Raw genomic sequence first — 17,512 nt, 5'->3', positions numbered from 1 at the left:
ACGGGGGCTGAAGACCCCCGGAATCTGCGCCCGCCATGGTAAACAAGTTCTCAATCAGCTCACGGAGACCCGGTCCGTTTTCAGGACGGCGAGAACTCGCCCGCGCCCTTCGGCCGGCGCATCTGGAAGCGCGTGTCCTGTGTCACGTGGAAATAATCGAAGTATCCGCCGCGCATGATCGGGTGCATCGCCCCGGTATCGACCATCCCGTCCTTCACGTAAGCCTCGTCGACGTAAATCGAGACCACTTGGCCGATGACGAGGAAGTTCTCGGCTTCGGCGCCGTCGAGCGGGGTCAGCGGCACGGTCTGCAGCCACCGGCATTCGAGGGCGGCCGGCGAGGCCGCGACCCGCGGCGGCCGCACCTTCTGCGAGGGCGCGGTAGCGAGCCCGGCGAAGGCGAACTCGCTCTCGCCGCGTGGCAGCGGCGCCGAGGAATCGTTCATCCCGTCACGCAGGTCCCAGGTGGCGAGGCTGCACACGAACTCCGCGCCCTCCTCCGCGAAGGTCATCGCGTCCTTCCGGCCCGAGGACGAGAAGGCGACCATGTTGTCGGCCACCGCGTTGAAGAACGAGTAGGGCGCGAGGTTCAGCTTGCCGTCGCGGCTCATGGAACTGATCCAGCCGATCGGCCGCGGCGCGACGATGGCCTTGAGCGGGTTGTGCGGAAGCGCGCGCGCCGCGCGGGGAACGTCGAGATCGTAATGCACGGGAAATCTCCGAAGCGCTGACCGGCGAGGCCCGGGCAGCGGCATAGACGGGTCCATAACGCATCGGAGCGAGGGGAAGACGCCCACGAAGACAGATTCCGGAACCGATAGCCGACGATGAGCGGCCTGAGCGCGCTTCGCTGCGCGCGCGATGACGGGTGGCAGCGGACAGATTGACTGCCCGACCGCCCCTCAGAGATACGTCACGATCTCATCGAGCACCGGGCGAGGCCGGTCGGAGGGCACTTCGCGCGCGCGGCCGATATGGACGAAGCCCGCCAGCTTCTCCGAGGGCGCCAGGCCGAGTGCATCCAGGATGCGGCGGTCGTAGGCCAACCACTCGGTCAGCCAGGATGTCGCGAACCCGGCCGCGTTGGCGGCGATCATGAGGTTCATGGTGGCAGCGCCGACGGACAGCACCTGCTCCCAGTCGGGAATCTTCACGTGCGGACCGGCCCGCGACACCACGGCGACCACGACGGGGGCATGCGCCAAGCGGGCGCGCTCCTGCGCGAGGCGCTCCGGCGTCGCGTCCGGATTGTCGGCCGCGAAGGTCGCCGCGATGGTCTCGCCGACGCGGTCCCGCGCCGCCCCTGCGATGACGATGAAGCGCCAGGGTGCGAGCTTGCCGTGGTCCGGCACGCGGGACGCCGCCGTCAGGATCGTTTCGAGCTGAGCCCGATCGGGTCCGGGCTCGTCCAGCAGCATCGGCGGCACCGAGCGACGGGTCTTCAGGAGTTCGAGAGTGGCGGTCATGCGCGTCGTCCCAGGTTCGCGATGGCGACCGGATGTGGCATGCGCCGGTCGCGCCGGGAAGTGCGGCCTTGCCGTCGCCATGGTCGCGATGCAGAGGCGGGAACCATCCGCCGGGCGGAGGAAAGGGATCCGATCGATGCGCACGAGGCTGGCCGCGATGGCGTTGGCGATTCTCGTCACGGGATCCGCGCTCGTGCCCGCCCGCGCCCAGCAGAATCCGCTTCAGAACCGTCTTGGTGGTCCCCTGCCCTCGCCGTCGATCACCACGCCGGATTTGCCGCCCACCCTCCCTTCCGCCGAGCCGGACGCCCCCCTGTCCCTGTCGGCGCTGCTGTCGGGGCCCGGGATCCCGCTGCGCCAGGGGCTTGCGTGGCGGATCTACGAGGAAGCCAACGACGGTGTCCGGCCGTCGATCGTGGCCCGTTCGACCGAGGCCGAACCGCGCTTCGTCCTGCCTGCCGGCACCTACACGGCGACCGTGACCTACGGCTTTGCCAGCGCGTCGAAGCGGATCGTCATGGCGGGCCAGCCGATCACCGAGACGCTGCGCGTCGCGGCCGGCGCGCTGAAGCTCTCGGGCGCGGTCGGCGACCAGAAGATCCCGCCCGGCGAGGTGTCGTTCTCGGTCTTCGTGCCGGTCGGGACCAATTCCGAGGGCCGGCTGGTGCGCGGCGGTATCAAGACCGGCGAGTTGCTGCGGCTGCCGGAGGGCACCTACCACGTGGTGTCGATCTACGGTGAGTCGAACGCGATCCAGCGCGCCGACCTCCGCGTGGAGAACGGCAAGGTGACGGAAGCAACCCTCAACCATAGGGCCGCGACCGTGACGCTGAAGCTCGTGGCGGCGCCGGGCGCGGAAGCGTTCGCCGGCACCGCGTTCTCGGTGCTCACGCCCGGCGGCGACACGATCCGCGAGGCCATCGGGGCCTTCCCGCAGGTGACGCTCGCCGAGGGCGACTACGTGCTGATCGCCCGCCACGACGGGCAGGTCTATACCCGCGAGTTCAAGGTCGAGAGCGGGCTCGACCGGGACATCGAGGTGGTCGCCAAGTCCGGGTGAGCCTGTCCCGGGCCGAGACTTGCGCGGGCCGAGACCTGCGCGGGCCGAGACCTGCGCGGGCCGAGACCTGCGCGGGCCGAGACCTGCGCGGACGACGTCAGGCGAACCGCCGTGCCAGGGCCACGCAAAGCGCGACAGCCGCCGCCGCACCGATCATCGCAGGCTTGATCCGCTCACCCAACACGAGGGCGGCGACGCCGAGCCCCAGGAACGGCTGCAGCAGCTGGAGCTGTCCGATCGCGGCGATCCCACCCCGGGCGAGCGCCCGGTACCAGAACACGAATCCGATCAGCATGCTGAACAGCGCCACGTAGGCGAGCCCCGCCCAGGCCGGCATGGGGATGGACGCGAACGCGTTCGGGCTCAGGATCAGCGCCAGCGGCAGGCTCACCGGCAGCGACAGGACCGTAGCCCAGGCGATCACCTGCCAGCCACCGAGCCGGCGCGCCAGGACGCCGCCCTCGGCATAGCCCAGGCCGCAGACCAGGACCGCGGCGAACATCAGGGCATCGCCGGGTCCGGGTGCGCTCTCGAGACCACGCGCGGCAAAGCCGACGGTGATCAGAGCCCCGCAGATCGAGAGCAGCCAGAACGTGGGAGACGGCCGCTCACCGGATCTGAGGGCCCCGAACAAGGCCGTGGCGAGCGGCAGCAGGCCGATGAAAACCGTGCCATGCGCCGCGCTCACGGTCCGCAGGGCCAAGGCCGTGAGCACGGGGAAGCCCACCACCACGCCGGCTGCCACGATCATCAGCGCCGGGATGTCCCGCCCTCGGGGACGCTTCTCTCTGAAGGCCGCGAGAGCCATCGCGCCGGCGAGGCCGGCCAGGGCTGCCCGGGCGGCACTGAGGAACAGCGCATCCATGCCCGTCAGCGCGAGGCGTGTGGCCACCAGCGACGCGCTGATGATGGAGACGCCGATGAGGCCATCGATCCACGCGCCCGCACCGCCAGGCTGGGACGCTGTCCTTTGAACCGCCCGTCCCGTCATCCGTCTCTCCCGCTCGCCCCGTCGCAGCGGGGTGGCATCGCCGGACCGCCCTGGCCAGGGACGATGACGGGTCGAGCGGTCGATCTGTCCCGGGCCGCGAGCAGTACGGTTCACAGCCACCGCGCCGTGCCGGGCTATCGAGGTGGCGCGCGCATCGGCGACGGCCGTCGATCGTTCCATGTTTTCGAGATTAACATTTCTGAGATGTGCCGGAACGATACCGGGCGCTGCGGCTTACCAGCGACCCATTTGGGCTTCTGGAGATACCGATGCGCCGCTTCGTCCTCGCTACCCTCGCCGCCGCAGCTTTGGCCGGCCCGGCCCTCGCCGCCAATGAGGCGCCCAAGACCGTCGCCCCGAAGTTCGAGTCGGTCCCGCAGGACGCGGTCCTGAGCTACAACCTGATCGGTCTCAACATCACCGACGCGCAGAACAGCACGGTCGGCGAGATCAAGGACCTCGTGATCGATCACGACAAGCTCACCGGCTACATCGTCTCGGTCGGCGGCTTCCTCGGGATGGGCGAGCACTACGTCGCCGTCTCGCCGTCGTCGATCGCCCTCGGCTACGATGCCGACGCCAAGAAGTGGAAGGCGATCATCGGCGCCACCAAGGAGCAGCTGAAGGCTGCGCCTGAGTTCAAGTACGACGGCAAGTTCAAGCGCTGATCATTGGAATGCGTCCCCGCCCAAAGACTGGGCGGGGACAACCCGGCTTTGCTGGATGATGCAGCGACGGAAACCGCCGGCCGACCAGCTCGAATATGCAGCTCAGATGTGACCGTCGAGCGCTTCGCGCGCCAAGCGCGAAACCAAGGCTTCCCGTCGCGTCTGACGGAGGATGATGCGCGCTGCAGCCCGCGCGTTGGACGCACGGAGTTCGGCCTGTGGCCCGCCCTCCCTGAGGGCACGCGACGCCAGGGCACGAAACCATTTTACGTTGGCCAGCGCCGCGGCACGACGGCTGATCGGACCACCGACATCAAGCGGCTTCTCGAGTGCAACGGACGCCATTGGCTCAATCCTGGACTGCGCACCACCGCTTGTCCTATTTCAAGACAAGAAATGGCAATGCATGGTCACTTGGGCAATAGTGATGCCGCCAATAACTTCATGACGAAACGGAAATTTTCGGCATCCTCGAAACGTGGTAGGCCCGTATTGAGCCGGCTGCCTAAGTGACGTGATCGGGTCGCGGCGCGGGAACGCGGTAGCGCGGCCGTGATTGTCCGTTTTGGAACGGCCGGCAGGTTCGTGGCGCCGGACGTCTATGGCGGGGAGGCCCGTGTCGACGATCTTCGATGCTCACACCTTCGCTCTCACCGCGCATGCGGGCCAACTCGACAAGGGTGGCGAACCCTGCATGCGGCACTTGGAGCGCGTTGCAAACGCTGCCCTCGCCCGAGCCGGCCACGCCCGACTCGTCGACGGATTGGATCTCGATCCGATGCAGATTATGCAGGCCGCGTTGCTTCACGATGTGCTGGAGGATACTCCGCGCACGGCCTCTGATCTGCGCGTGGCCGGTTTCGCGCCCGCGATCATTCGAACTGTGACGCTGCTCACCAAGCCCGCTGCGCGAATCGCCTACTCGGAGCGAATCGCTACGCTGATCGAGGCGGACGATCTGGCCGCGATCCTCGTGAAGATGTCCGACACCGAGGACAACCTCGTTCCCGCTCGCATCCCGCCCTCCGCATCCTTCCTTCGGGAGCGTTACGCCAGGGCATTCGAGCGGCTCAGGGAAGCGGCAGCCGCGAAAGGCTATACGGGCCGCTGACGTTGGCCTGACCCGGGACGGCCTGTCCCGGACGTCCGTGCGTGGGCCAGGAACAGCCACGCAAAAGTTGGGTTCCCCGGAGAACCGGCGCCGATCTAGCTGCGGCTGCCGGCCCAAAAGGGAGACACGCCATGAAGCTTATGACCCTTGTTCTGGCAGGCCTCGTCGTCGCCGCTGCGCCTGCCCTGGCTGCCGAGAGCGCTGGCGGCACGAGCCGCTCCGGCACGGCCAACAGTACCGGCCCCAACGATGCCGGTTCGGGATCGACGCCGGGCGCGAACGGCAGCGGTCCGTCCACCGGGTCGATGAGCCGTTCCGGGACAACCAACAGCACAGGCGCCAACGATGCCGGCTCCGGATCGAAGCCGGGTCCCTCGGGCCGCTGAGGCCCGCGGAACCGACGCCCGCGGAACGCTCCGCCCGGATGTCCTGGGCGGAGCCGAGGACCGCGCGGTGTCTGTCACTCCAAAGCCGTATATCCGAGATCTTCGGGCTTGCCGATGCTGCCGGCCGGGCTGTGACCATTGGATTGAGACGAACGCCGCCTGAGCTGCAGCCGTCATAACCCCGGCCCTCCGCGCCGCCTGGGCGACCGGTACGGAACGGGTCCTGAAGGTCGGAGGTTCGACCTTCTGAAAGCGCTTCAGGGATGATCCATGCTGGTGTTGAAACGGGTCGCATGCCTCGGGCTTCTGATCTGCGGGCTGGCGGCCTGCGACGACAAGCCGGCGCAGAACAACGCGCCGACGAAGCCGGATTCCAAAAAGCTGGAGCCGCAGACCGATCAATCCGCGCCGAACACTCAGAAGCAGTAGCCAGCCTCCGCCCTATCTCGGCGGCTCCTGTCCCCGCGTCGACTGTCAGCGCTCGGTCTTGTCCGGTTCGAAATGGGCGTCGCCGTTCAGGGCGCTGATCATTGGGGTTGCGGCTGCGAAGCCTACGGCTGCCTCCGTCCCCGTGATCACGTCATCGAGCGCGTCGTTGAGGTGAAGCGTGCGATCGACTGCCCTTTGCAGGATCCCGTCCATGGCCCGTCTCTGCCGTGGGAGCGCGCCGCCGCGGGAACGGCAGCGCCTCAGGGTTCGCATGTCATGCGGCTTGCGGTCGTCGTGATCACACGAAGTGCACCGGCAGGGCGCGGTCGAGCATCTCGGCATAGGTGCCGGCCAGGACGGCCACGGTCGCGGCGGCGGCGGCAGCGGCGATGGTGAGGCGGGTGATGACGGTCATTGTCTGTCTCCATCGAGTCCGCGGTTGTGTTCGCGGCGTGTCTCCGATGTAAGCTCAAGCTTTCAGGGCTGACGTGTTCCGGCACACGACCCAGGGGCGACAATCCAGCCCGTCGGCTTCGCCGCAGGTGATGAGACGCGTCGTGCCGATCAGCCCCGCAAGGGCACGCGGTGGGCCATCGACACCTCGGAAGCGCTCAGCAATCGCCGCAGATCGGCTTGGCCGTCCGCTGTCCCGCACGTTCGAGGCGATCCATGGTCGCATCCTGGCCCCGGATCGGTGTTGGGATACTGCGTCGATCGTCATTCCCGGCCGGCGGCATGCTGGCCATGCCATTCAGCCCCGTTGCATCGCCTGAGGCCGAGCGGCCGGCATTCCGCGTCTCGACAATCGCTGATCGGCCAATCGGGCCGGCGCGCAGGGGGGCCCACGAAGCCCTGTCGCGGACGGACGCATCGAGCTGCGCTGCGGGATCGATACCGCCACCTGCGTCGAGGCCGGGTTTCAGAAGCCGTCCGGGCTCATAGCTCGGCGGCAGAGCGCTGTTGGAGATCGCGAGCGGCTCGATACCCGCAGCGTGTGGCCCTGCTGCAGACGTGCCCACGCAAGCACCGAGGGCCGGTGCACAGCAGAACAGGGTGGCGATCCGCAGGGCGACGATGGTGGGCTCCTCAAGGTTCGGGGGCCGACCCCGCCGAGATGATGAAACACCAAGCCGCAGGGCTGAGCCCATTCCGGCTGTCCGTCTGACAGACCAGCGAAAACATTTTTATGCGGAGGGAATGGTGGGCGCACTAGGGTTCGAACCTAGGACCCGCTGATTAAGAGTGACCAGCTGTAAGCTAACAAACCTCAACGGAACGTAACGGTAAAGCAGAAAATACCACAATGATATCTTGCCCTTAGGCATAGGAGTTAGCTAGCGTTATAACGTGACCGCACAACGCCTAACGCCCCTGTGCCGTTACGTAACTGCTACGTGGAGCTCCTGCCAATGGCAAAGCCGCTGACCGTGCGCGCCATAGAACAAATGAAGCCAGAAGCGCGGGTGCGCGAGGTACCGGACGGTGGGCTACCGGGGCTCTATCTCGTCGTGCAACCCTCAGGCACCCGCTCATTCGCCTTACGGTACCGCCACGTTGGGCGGACCCGGAACATGACCTTAGGTCGATGGCCAGCCTTCTCGCTGGGTGAAGCACGGGAGGCAGCTAGAATTGCAATACGCGCTGTCGCTGAAGGCCGTGACCCAGCTGGGGAGAAGCGCTTCGCCAAAAGCGATGCTTCAACTCTTTGTGCGGAGGTCAGTCGTCTTTTCATAGAGCTCGATCAGCGTCCCACGAATCGAACTTGGAAGGAAACCGCTAGGCTTCTCGGCCTTCGCCCCGAGAATGATCGTCTCGTGATCATTCGAGGCGGCATCATCGATCAGTGGTCTGGTCGCCGCATTGAAGAGATTCGGCGTCGGGACATCATCCCCATCCTGGACGCTCTTAGCGCCCGACCGGCAACCAGGCAGAATACTTTTGCGGCCCTACGACGACTATTTAACTGGACCCTCGCAAGGGACCTTATCGCAACGAGTCCATGCTCCGGGGTAGAAGCCCCCCAGCCTACACCGGCGCGAGATCGCGTTCTAACGGACAATGAGTTGGGTTGGTTCTGGTCGGCCTGCGATACCGTAGGCTCTCCCTTCTCCCCGCTCTTCAAGCTTCTCTGCCTGACCGGGCAGCGTCGAGAGGAAGTCGGCGGCATGCGGTGGTCTGAGCTAGATGGTGAAACATGGACGATACCGGGTGCGCGAGTTAAAAATGGGCGGGAGCACACCCTCATTCTTCCAGCCCCAGCCCAGGCGCTAATTTATGGTATGCCGAAAATAGATGGTTGTCCTTTCGTTTTTTCTACGACCGGAAAAACTTCAGTATCAGGCTACTCGGAAGCAAAACGTCGACTGGATATAGCCATGCTTGAGCGAGCCAAAGAGGTCACTGGCTACCCTAGTCTCAAAATTGCACCGTGGCGCCTACACGACCTTCGCCGAACGGCTGCTTCTGGCATGGCTAGGCTCGGTATTGGACTTCCAACTATTGAAAAGGTCTTAAACCACGTGAGTGGCTCGTTCGGTGGTATCGTCGGAGTGTATCAACGACATGAATTCAAAACTGAAAAAGCATCCGCGCTGAATGTGTGGAACGAACACATCATCGCTCTGATCAATGTCTCTAATTCATCCCCTCATCCGCCCTCCTCAGAGCTTATCAACGCCGAGAGCCGGATCGCCAATGCAGCTGAAGAGCACCGGGCAGCCGGGCGCTGATCTATTCGCGTGAACGCACTGGTATTGCAGTAGCCGACCGTAAGCGGCTTAGAGTCTATCTCGGTAGGGATTGTTGAGCGGCGATGATGCCACAGGCGAAGTGGACGAGCGCGCGGTAGTTCTCGGGCTTCCTGGGCCAGCGGATGAGGATGCCGCGGAAGCGGTTGAGCCGGGCATGGGTGCGCTCGACGACCCAGCGCCGGGCCTTGGCACCGCGATGGCTTTTGGCCTGGATCTCCTCGCCCCGGCGACGCAGGTGGAGGTTGAAGCCGCGCTCCTCGGCCAAGGCGCGGGGGGCGGCGTAATCGTAGCCCTTGTCGAGGCAGAGGTGCTGCGGCGCCCGCTTGGTCGGCTTGGGCCGGGCGACGGGCACGGCGTCCAGAGTTTCGCCCATCAGGAGATGGTCGTTGACGTTGGCGCCCGCGATGGCCACGCCGATGGTTCGAGGACGAGGCGCAGATCCCGGTGGCGGTGAGTGCGTTCCACTGGCACCCTGTGCACAGCACGAACAGAATCGCGTCCGTCGCCCTGCGATCGGGCGTGAGCGGGTTATGGCAATCCAGTGAGTGCGGCGGATGCGGGAGCAGCAACGCTTCCATCCGCGCTGACAGATCGTCGGGCAGACGATAGCCGTCGGCCAGAACCGACGGCTTGCTCAGACGGCGCCTGCGAGGTTCGCTCATCCAAGCAAGATAGGACAAACCCTCTCAGCGTCTACCGAGATAGGTTCTTAGGCACGGAGCGAACTATGAAAAATTACAGCGACCCTGAGGAAGCCTGGCTTGCAGATGCCGAGTTTTGGCATGCTCAGATGGGTGAGATGCCGCCGAAGCCGGATTGGTACGAGCGCAGCCTCGAGCCTTGGGTCCGTTGGACAAATTGGATCTTAGATCAAGGTGGCCAGCCCGACTTAGAACCCAGAATTGATTCAAGCTATTTTGAATTCGAAGAGTCGCAAAGGCATTTTAGAGCGCAGCAGATTGAGGAACGTGCATGGCTTATCGAAATCGATCAACTTCGAAGGAAGTACCCACGCCTTTCCCCACGCCTACATGTTCGTGAAAGCTCTCGTGCGCGGGGGCGTCCTAGAAAATGGTCGAGCAGCAGCAATAAAGATTCCGCCAAAACAATAGCAGCGAATGAGCAAGATATTAATATAAGTTTGGCGGTTCGAGACTCAATTTTTATTCGCGCGCTTTATCGACAGTACTTTGGCAAAAGGAATCGACCGAAAGACCTGCCGCCTTTCCCAGAAGATATAGCTGCGGCACGCTGGAACGTTGGCGCTGAGATGGTTAGCGAAAGGAAACGTCGGGAAGGTTCAAAACCGCGAAAAAAATAGCGGGCATTTTTACGTGTAGTATGGGGATACTGCTCCCGTTACCAATCTGCTGCACAAGTTAAAACGGAGCAGATCAAGTGAAAATTACTAAAGAACTCGGTTGCGAACAAGATCTATGGCTTCCCGGGCCCCAAGTCGATAGACGCTACGGCATCAGCGCGATGTCCCGGTGGAGGTGGGCGCATGATCCAGAGCTGGGCTTTCCGGCGCCGGTTCGAATTCGTCGGCGCACATTCTGGCGCCTCGCCGACCTGATCGCCTGGGAAAAACGAATGGCAATTCGTGCCTCCAAGAAGATGGAGGCAGCGTAATGGCTAAGGTACCGATCAAGTCAAACCGCTATAATGTTGAGCAAGTTGAACGCGCGTCTTCAGTTGCATCGAATTACAGCTCACGCTGCAGGTGTGAACCGTATGAACATGTAGGCATAACCGGTCACGTGAGTCTTATGTGTGTTGTAACGGACCATGGGCCGGATGATTTTTGTCATGCCCTTCAGATCTATGCAGATGAGTCTATGGAGCCAAACGCTGATAAGCTCACGCCGCAAAGGAAGCAGAATTGTAGAATAAAATGCAAATTCTGGAGTAAGCTGCAATGAATATTTTAGGCTTTCAGCCCAGATCTGATGACACCAACTCAGACGCGATTTTATCAGCTGTGAATCTCGCATCTAACGGTGAGACTTTCTCGTGCGCTCAGTCTTTGAAAAAGCTAGGGCTTCAACTGGTCCGCTTAAAGCCCGGCACGAAGGAGCCGTTCAGCAAGGCTTGGCAAAACAGCAATCCCCCTGCCACGGATTTTTTTCAGACGGCAGGCCTCGGGGTTCAACTCGGAACGAAGTCTAACGGGCTTGTCGATATCGACCTTGACTGCCCTGAAGCTCGCTTACTAGCTCCACACTTATTCCAGGGGTTGGTGGCGTTTCGTCGCCAGAGCTTGCCACGAGAAGCACCGGGTCACCTACTTTGCCGCTGCATTGATGTACCTGCAGACGCACAAAAGGTTTTACCGTTCGGATTTAGAGGCACAGCTGAGGAGCAAGCTGCCAAGATCTTAAGTTTTTCGAAATCAGTGGTGCTGGAACTCCGGGCTGGCCGGGGATATGCTGTATTTCCGCCGTCCCTTATACCAGTAAAAGATGCTGATGGCAAATCTATAGGCCTAGAAAAACTCGTGTGGAATGATGGGGGGCCACCACAAGAAATACCAATGTTAAGCTGGGATAAAATCCGGCATTATGCTGGATTGCTCGCATTTTTGTCCGTCGCACTCCACCTATACCCGCGAGAAACTGGGGGGCGCGATGATTATTGCTTTAGGCTTAGCGGAGCGCTGCTGGATATTGGCATCAATGCTGAGCACGCTAGTCGTATAATTGGTACCCTCGCTAATTTATCAGGGGATGAAGAAGCTGACGTCCGTATGGAGAAGGCTGGTCGGGCAGCGGAACGTAAAATGCAAAATAAACCAGTCTCAACTCTTCGTAGCTTCATAAGTTATATTGGCCTAGAAGCCTGCGAACACCGAGTTCGCGATTGGCTAAATTTGGAAAAGTTGAAAAGACCCGAACAATCAGATGTGCCCGCTGACGCCATTTCAATCGACTCGCACGAGCTTCATGAAAAAGTTCTTCAGGTCAACAAAATTCTTCAAGTGAAATCCAAGAACGTTTACAAAAGAGGTGGGCAACTTGTCCGGGTTTACACGCTAGAGAAGCCTGAACGTTTTGCTAAGAAGGTAAGCGGTGGGGGGCAAGTGCTCCATCTTCGTCCAGCCGGCCTTTTCGAAATTCGTGAAGCAACGCCGGGATGGATGGCGATCGAGGCAAGCCGGGTCGGCGGTAAGTTCTGTAAACGGAACCGTCTCGTTGAGCCTCCGACAGAGTTGTTCCAGCGTTTGCGCGATTATGCAGACTCCCTTGATCTTCCTGATCTCCGCGGGATCACTATGACGCCGACGCTTACATGCGATCGACCGGGATACGATGCCGACACTGGCATGTTCCACGCCTACCCAGAGGGACTCTTTCCTCCCGGCTCACCGGAGCCCACGCGTTCTGACGCGGAGGCGGCCATTCAGCGGCTCGGCAAGCCGCTGCGGGGATTTCCTTTTCTCGATGCCGCGTCTAGATCTGTCGCAATTTCCGCGATCATTTCAGCCGTGCTGCGAGCAGATCTGCCTGGGGTTCCCATTCATCTAATCGACGCTCCCAGTGCGGGTACCGGAAAGACGTTAATGGCTAAGCTAGTCGGCATCGTTGCGACGGGCGTTCTTCCTACCATACTGACTTACACGGGTGATGAAGAAGAAGACCGAAAACAGCTTTCAGTCGCCTTGATGGCTGGGGCACCTGTCATCTTATTCGACAACATTAGCAAGCCGCTTCGAGGCGACTTTCTTGCAGGTGTGATCACTTCGCCCGAATTCGATATACGTATTCTTGGCAGATCGGAAAATGTGAAGATTGACACCCGTTCGTTAATATTGGGATCGGGCAATAACACCATTGTTCAGGGAGATTTAGGTCGCCGTACAGTGAGATGCAGACTTGATGCAAATGTTGAGCGTCCAGAGGAACGAGAATTTGACTTCGATCCACTTGACGAAGTTCTCGAGTTGCGGCCGCAGCTTGTGATAGATGCGTTGACGATTGTGCGAGCTTATCTTCGAGCCAACCGCCCAACACCTATGATCCCACTCGGCAGCTTCGAAGTATGGAGCCGCTCAGTTCGCGAGCCTTTGATTTGGCTTGGACTAGCAGATCCGGCGGGAACTCGGCTGGCATTTGAGGATTTTGATCCGGAGCGTGAAGTGAAGACTAAATTGGTTCAGGCGCTGTTTGCAGGCTTTGGCTGCGATCGCTGGTTTAAACTTGCGGAAATTGATCAAGCAAGCACCTCTGATTTGGCGTTTGCCAAAGAAGCGATTACAGCACTACTTTACGAGGGTAGGTGGGGTACGAGACAGCTTGGAAAGCTCCTAAGCCGACATCGCGACGGTCCTTTACTCGGCGTTTCGATCCGGACCAGGATGGATCGACATGCAAGCGTCATGGAATACAAACTCGACGGCGAACCTTCTTCTGAGCTGCTTAAAATAGCATCTTCGACAACAGAAAACGCCGAGGAGCATATCCCATTTTGACACCACACGTTCGATAGGCACTCCGACTTCTGGTCAGTCCGGTGAATGTCGAATCCCCGCGACGGTTGATCCCTGCCCGGCCGGGCAGTGGTTGCATAGAATTGCCTCAGACAGTGTGAGTTTCTCGATCGCGGCCAAGCTTGCTTGCTGAACCCCCCCGGCCGACGCCCGGGGGGTTGCGATAACGGGTTCGAATGATCCGTTCGGGGACCTGCCGGCCCGGGCTATCTTGGGCTTTGCCAAGCAGGTCGGCTTTGCCGCGTTTGCGGCCTGGGTGAAGGCGCGTGTGGGCCATCCTGGTTAGGCCCAGAACACGCCGCAGCTGCTGCTGGCTTTGACGGCGAAAGCGATCGGCGATGGAGTCGGCAGCGTTCGGGAGATCGCCCGGCTGTGCGCGAGCGTCCCGGCCTATCGCTGGCTGTGCGGGGGCGTGAGCCTCAACCAACACGCCCTGTCGGACTTCCGCACCGACGAGACTCTTTGCCTGGACAATCTGCTCGCCCGGCCCGCGGCGAGCCTTTTGGCGGCCGGGCTGATCGACCGCGACGAGGTCGCCCAGGACGAGGTCCGGGCCGATGCCGGGGCCGCCTCGTTCCGGCGGCGTCCGACCCTGGAGCGCGAACTCGATAAGGCGCGTGTGGCCCTGACCCGGCTCGATCGGGACGAGGCCGAGGATCCCGGTGCCACGGGCCGGAGGCGAGCGTTGCGGCAGGCGGCGCTGTAGGCGAGTGCCGCCCAGGATCGCCTGGCACTAGAGCCGTGTCCGGCTGGGTTGAATCGTTGGGGGTAGCAGGCAGTCTGCGGATCTGATTCGATGTTGGGCTTTCCGAGGAGGTCGGGATGCCGTCAGCGCTATCGATGGATCTGCGAGAACGCGTGATCGCGGCGATCGAGGCGGGAGCTTCGCGCCGACAGGCGGCCAAGCGCTTCGGGGTCGGCCCATCCAGCGCGATCCGCTGGCATGAACGCTTCCAGGCGGAGGGCGCGATCGCACCCCGGCCCTCGTGCGGGCAGCGACCCGCACCGGCCATCGAAGCGCACGCTGAGCGGATCCTTCAGGTCGATCGGGAGCAGCCGCAGGCCTTCCTGCACGAGGTGCGTGATATCCTGGCCGAGCAGGGTGTCCGCACGAGCATCAGCGGGCTGTGGCGGTTCTTCGCCCGGCATCGGATCACCCGTAAAAAGGGGCTGTCTACGCGGCCGAGCAGGAGCGTCCGGACGTGAGAGCCGCACGGGAGGCGTGGTTCGAGGGTCAACTCGACCTCGACCCCGATGCCGTCGTCTTCATCGACGAGACGGCGACCGCCACGAACATGGCCCGCACCTACGGTCGGGCTCCACGCGGCGAGCGCTGCCGGCTCCTCGTGCCCCAGGGCCATTACAAGACCACCACCGTCACCGCCGCCCTGCGCACCAGCGGCTTGGTCGCCACCACCCTGTTCGACGGGGCCACCAACGGCGCGCGCTTCCGCGCCTACGTCACCGACACCCTGGTCCCGGTGCTGAAGCTGGGTGACACCGTCATCCTCGACAACCTGCAATCCCACAAAGTCGTCGGCGTGCGCGAAGCCATCGAGGCGGCCGGCGCGCGGCTCCTCTACCTCCCGGCCTACTCGCCCGACTTCAACCCGATCGAGCAGGCCTTCTCAAAGCTTAAGGCGCTGCTGCGCACCGCCGCTGCCCGAACCGTCCCAGACCTTTGGGCAGCCATCGCCCGGGCCTTCGCAGCCTTCACTCCAGCGGAATGCCGCAACTACATCGCCGCCGCCGGATACGACGCTTATGACCCAACCTAAACGACAACAGCTCTAGTCGAGAAAGCCCTGGCGGCGCTGGCTAAGGTCGAGGCGTTCCGGGCCAAGCGGGCGCAGACCAACGCCAAGGCGAGCGCCAAGCAGAAAGAACCGCGCGCCTCGACCACCGACCTGCAGGCCTGGGTGATGAAGATGGCCGCGGGGCTGGCCGCGACCTACGGGCGCCGGCCCGCGCGTTACCTGATCGACGGCGGCTTCCAGGCCGCGGACGATATCGAGGCGGCCCATGCCCGCGGCACCGCGGTGTATTGCCCGCCGGCCGGGGCAAGGCCGGGAGCGATCCCCACCGGATCCGCCCGGGGACGGTCCCGGCGTCGCCGCCTGGCGCAGCCGCATGGCGGACGAGCCGGCCAAGGTGATCTACCGACGCCGCGGACGCTGCGAGCTGGTCCATGCCCGCCTGCGCAACCTCGGTCTCGACCGGCCGCTAGCGCGCGGCCTGCGCAAGCTCGCGCATGAGATGACCGGCTTTGCCCTGGCGATGAACATCCTCACCGCGCACAGATTGCGCAGAGCGGCCCTCGCATGAGGGGCGGGCCGCCTCACCCGGAGGCGACGCCCGAGCACGATCGGGGCCCAGCACGACCGCGCGGTTACACGCACCAGCGCGAGGCGGCCTCACGGCGCCCGCATATCCCCCGAAGGCCGTTCAACTTACAGCCTCCGAGGTCCTCGAAGGAAGATCAGCCGCCCCGCTGCGGGTGCCTGCACGATCGCGTTCCCGTAGGCCCGGCAAGCATAGCATGGGCGGCGGAGCCCCAGCACGCAGAACTGCGCTGGCACGACGTCAAGGCGCTCGGACACGTCCTCGCCAATCTGGTGCAGGGCACCCGAGCAGCATGGGCAGACGGTGCTGTCTACGTCGACGAGGGTCTCGATCCGCGGCAGGTGGGCAGGGAGAGCGCTGCGGTTGGTGCGCCGTTTGCTGACCCTGCTGGACTTCCTGGCGGGATCGAACTCTTATCAATTCAGTCCAAATTGATCTTGAGGTGGCGCCTACAGCAAATGTGGAGCCGGCAGCCCTATGCAGAGGTTCCGGCTGCCAGCGCATGAGCCCATTAGTCCGCAATCGGCGGGCTGGCATCGTCCGGAACCTCTCGTGGCGCCGGCTTGGGTTTGCGTGCCGGCTTGACGGGCTGGATGGCCTTGGCCTGCGGAGCTGGCGACGGCGGCGCGATGGCCGGTCGCTGCGGTGGCATCGGCGGCCGGTCGATCTGAGTTTTCCGCGGGGCGCCGGAGGGCGCAGCATCGGACGATTCCGCCCCGACATCCGCGCCCGTCCGGGCGGGCGGTGCGGCGGTCGCGGCCCGGTGCGGCCGCGTCGGACGCGGGAGACCCGCGCCGGCGGGTGGGATCGCCGGCACGGATGTGACCGCCCCTGCCGGACCGGTGACGGCGTTCTGCGGGACGACCGGGCATTGCTCGCTGCAATTGCTGACCACCGCCTCCACGGCCTTGCCGTCGATCGACGCGGAAACGATGCAGCGGGCGGGATGTAGACCAGTTCGTACTGGAACTTGCCCTTGTCGTCCGATTCCGTGCGGAACTTATCCTCCAGCACCACCGGCATGTGCGGCTTTTCGGTGGTCCCGACGATGTAGAGCCGGCCCGTGGCGATCGCCGCCAGGGTGATCTCCGGCGCCGCCCAGGCAGGCCCACAAGCCACCAGGGCACCGGCCCCGGCGACGATCGAGACGATACGAACCAACCGACACATCTCCGCGTTCAGCCCCCAAAATGCGAGGACTAGACTATCTACCAGCGGAGATAGTTCCAAGGCTCAGGGGGGATGGCGCCCTCAGGGAACGAGCCTACCACCTCTGGGTATCCCGGGTGGGGCTGATCGTTACCCCCGAGACGGTTGCCACAAGCGACCCCAACAGCGGGGTTTGCTGGTTTTGCAGGGTTTAATAGATGGGCTCCAAGTTTCTAAATCCTGTAAATTGTTGTTGTTTGACAACAACGGCTCAACGGGATTTGTAAATGGGCGGCACAAAGACAACGCGGCAAAACCAGGCAAACCCGCTTGTGTTTGTTCAGATATTGATTTAGAGCAGCCACGCTGCATCTATCTTTCATGAGTCCAATACGGCTTTGGTTGTCGGCGGTGAAGAATGAGATCGAGCGCATCGCACGCACGAAACATTTTTCGGATAAATAATACAATTAGAAAACATTGCTTGAGCGAAGCGGCGCTCCATGTGTTCGTCAAAAAGCAAAGCTATTGAAATAAATCAGCGGCTGACCGCAGCGTCTATCATGAAATAATTTTCCGATATGCTTTGATGATATTTCAAGTCCCTTAATATTTGCCGATTTGGCTGGCTTATCATTTGGTAAATTTAGGTAAGTCGAAAGTGAACTCCCCG

16 protein-coding genes and 2 pseudogenes are annotated in these 17,512 nt (G+C 62.7%); 11 read left to right on the top strand and 7 right to left on the bottom strand.

Features of this window, described 5'->3' with window-relative positions; translation table 11 throughout:
- Positions 1-80 precede the first annotated feature (80 nt).
- On the bottom strand, positions 81-710 hold the full coding sequence (locus OXS49_RS03105) for a flavin reductase family protein (protein WP_244005360.1): 630 nt from the start codon (positions 708-710) through the stop codon (positions 81-83).
- 192 nt (positions 711-902) lie between these two features.
- A complete protein-coding gene (locus tag OXS49_RS03100) occupies positions 903-1,466 on the bottom strand; it encodes a nitroreductase (protein WP_267421708.1) in 564 nt (187 codons plus the stop codon).
- Between the two features lie 136 nt (positions 1,467-1,602).
- On the opposite strand from OXS49_RS03100, the gene OXS49_RS03095 reads away from it, so the two are divergent.
- Positions 1,603-2,526 carry a hypothetical protein gene (locus tag OXS49_RS03095; RefSeq protein WP_267421706.1) on the top strand — a complete coding sequence of 308 codons (924 nt, stop codon included), beginning with the start codon at positions 1,603-1,605 and terminating at the stop codon, positions 2,524-2,526.
- A gap of 97 nt (positions 2,527-2,623) precedes the next feature.
- On the opposite strand, the gene OXS49_RS03090 is transcribed toward OXS49_RS03095, so the two are convergent.
- A complete protein-coding gene (locus OXS49_RS03090) occupies positions 2,624-3,517 on the bottom strand; it encodes a DMT family transporter (protein ID WP_267421704.1) in 894 nt (297 codons plus the stop codon).
- 269 nt (positions 3,518-3,786) lie between these two features.
- Here OXS49_RS03090 and OXS49_RS03085 point away from each other — a divergent pair, with 269 nt between their 5' ends.
- Entirely contained in the window at positions 3,787-4,185 is a 399-nt protein-coding gene (locus OXS49_RS03085; RefSeq protein WP_244006697.1) for a PRC-barrel domain-containing protein, read from the top strand.
- Between the two features lie 102 nt (positions 4,186-4,287).
- Here OXS49_RS03085 and OXS49_RS03080 read toward each other — a convergent pair whose 3' ends face one another.
- Positions 4,288-4,530, bottom strand: a complete 243-nt coding sequence (locus tag OXS49_RS03080) for a hypothetical protein (RefSeq protein WP_267421700.1) — start codon at positions 4,528-4,530, stop codon at positions 4,288-4,290.
- Between the two features lie 418 nt (positions 4,531-4,948).
- Between OXS49_RS03080 and OXS49_RS03075 the strand changes: the two genes are divergently transcribed.
- From OXS49_RS03075 to OXS49_RS03065, 3 genes are all read left to right on the top strand, one after another.
- Positions 4,949-5,296: a phosphohydrolase gene (locus tag OXS49_RS03075; RefSeq protein ID WP_267421698.1), complete on the top strand. Its 348-nt coding sequence runs from the start codon at positions 4,949-4,951 to the stop codon at positions 5,294-5,296.
- Positions 5,297-5,427: 131 nt separating this feature from the next.
- Positions 5,428-5,682, top strand: a complete 255-nt coding sequence (locus OXS49_RS03070) for a hypothetical protein (protein ID WP_244006691.1) — start codon at positions 5,428-5,430, stop codon at positions 5,680-5,682.
- Between the two features lie 270 nt (positions 5,683-5,952).
- Entirely contained in the window at positions 5,953-6,111 is a 159-nt protein-coding gene (locus tag OXS49_RS03065) for a hypothetical protein (RefSeq protein ID WP_267421695.1), read from the top strand.
- A 45-nt stretch (positions 6,112-6,156) separates the two neighbouring features.
- Here the strand turns inward: OXS49_RS03065 and OXS49_RS03060 are convergent, their stop codons facing one another.
- A complete protein-coding gene (locus OXS49_RS03060; protein WP_244006686.1) occupies positions 6,157-6,324 on the bottom strand; it encodes a hypothetical protein in 168 nt (55 codons plus the stop codon).
- A gap of 1,850 nt (positions 6,325-8,174) precedes the next feature.
- Here OXS49_RS03060 and OXS49_RS03055 point away from each other — a divergent pair.
- Positions 8,175-8,840 (top strand): site-specific integrase, encoded by a 666-nt coding sequence (locus tag OXS49_RS03055; protein ID WP_267421693.1) that lies wholly within the window; start codon positions 8,175-8,177, stop codon positions 8,838-8,840.
- Positions 8,841-8,895: 55 nt separating this feature from the next.
- Here OXS49_RS03055 and OXS49_RS03050 read toward each other — a convergent pair.
- Positions 8,896-9,523 (bottom strand): annotated as a pseudogene (locus OXS49_RS03050) (transposase).
- A gap of 65 nt (positions 9,524-9,588) precedes the next feature.
- On the opposite strand from OXS49_RS03050, the gene OXS49_RS03045 reads away from it, so the two are divergent.
- The 5 genes from OXS49_RS03045 to OXS49_RS33580 all read left to right on the top strand — a co-directional run bounded on the left by OXS49_RS03045 (position 9,589) and on the right by OXS49_RS33580 (position 15,672).
- Positions 9,589-10,182 (top strand): hypothetical protein, encoded by a 594-nt coding sequence (locus OXS49_RS03045; RefSeq protein ID WP_267421691.1) that lies wholly within the window; start codon positions 9,589-9,591, stop codon positions 10,180-10,182.
- Between the two features lie 597 nt (positions 10,183-10,779).
- Positions 10,780-13,329, top strand: a complete 2,550-nt coding sequence (locus OXS49_RS03040; RefSeq protein ID WP_267421689.1) for a bifunctional DNA primase/polymerase — start codon at positions 10,780-10,782, stop codon at positions 13,327-13,329.
- Between the two features lie 334 nt (positions 13,330-13,663).
- Entirely contained in the window at positions 13,664-14,053 is a 390-nt protein-coding gene (locus OXS49_RS03035) for a hypothetical protein (protein WP_267421688.1), read from the top strand.
- 116 nt (positions 14,054-14,169) lie between these two features.
- A protein-coding gene (locus tag OXS49_RS03030; protein WP_267421687.1) for an IS630 family transposase occupies positions 14,170-15,125 on the top strand; the annotation gives its coding sequence in 2 pieces (ribosomal slippage) (positions 14,170-14,521 and positions 14,521-15,125; 957 coding nt in all).
- Positions 15,126-15,477: 352 nt separating this feature from the next.
- The gene (locus OXS49_RS33580; RefSeq protein ID WP_346016924.1) at positions 15,478-15,672 is read left to right on the top strand and encodes a transposase; all 195 of its coding nucleotides are present in this window, start codon (positions 15,478-15,480) and stop codon (positions 15,670-15,672) included.
- 152 nt (positions 15,673-15,824) lie between these two features.
- Here OXS49_RS33580 and OXS49_RS03020 read toward each other — a convergent pair.
- Positions 15,825-16,094, bottom strand: a pseudogene (locus tag OXS49_RS03020) (IS66 family transposase zinc-finger binding domain-containing protein); the annotation flags it as partial.
- Positions 16,095-17,512 lie beyond the last annotated feature (1,418 nt).

This window comes from Methylobacterium sp. GC_Met_2 (assembly GCF_026540795.1).
In the GTDB taxonomy this organism is placed as follows: domain Bacteria; phylum Pseudomonadota; class Alphaproteobacteria; order Rhizobiales; family Beijerinckiaceae; genus Methylobacterium.
This window is presented reverse-complemented; position numbering and strand designations above follow the sequence as displayed.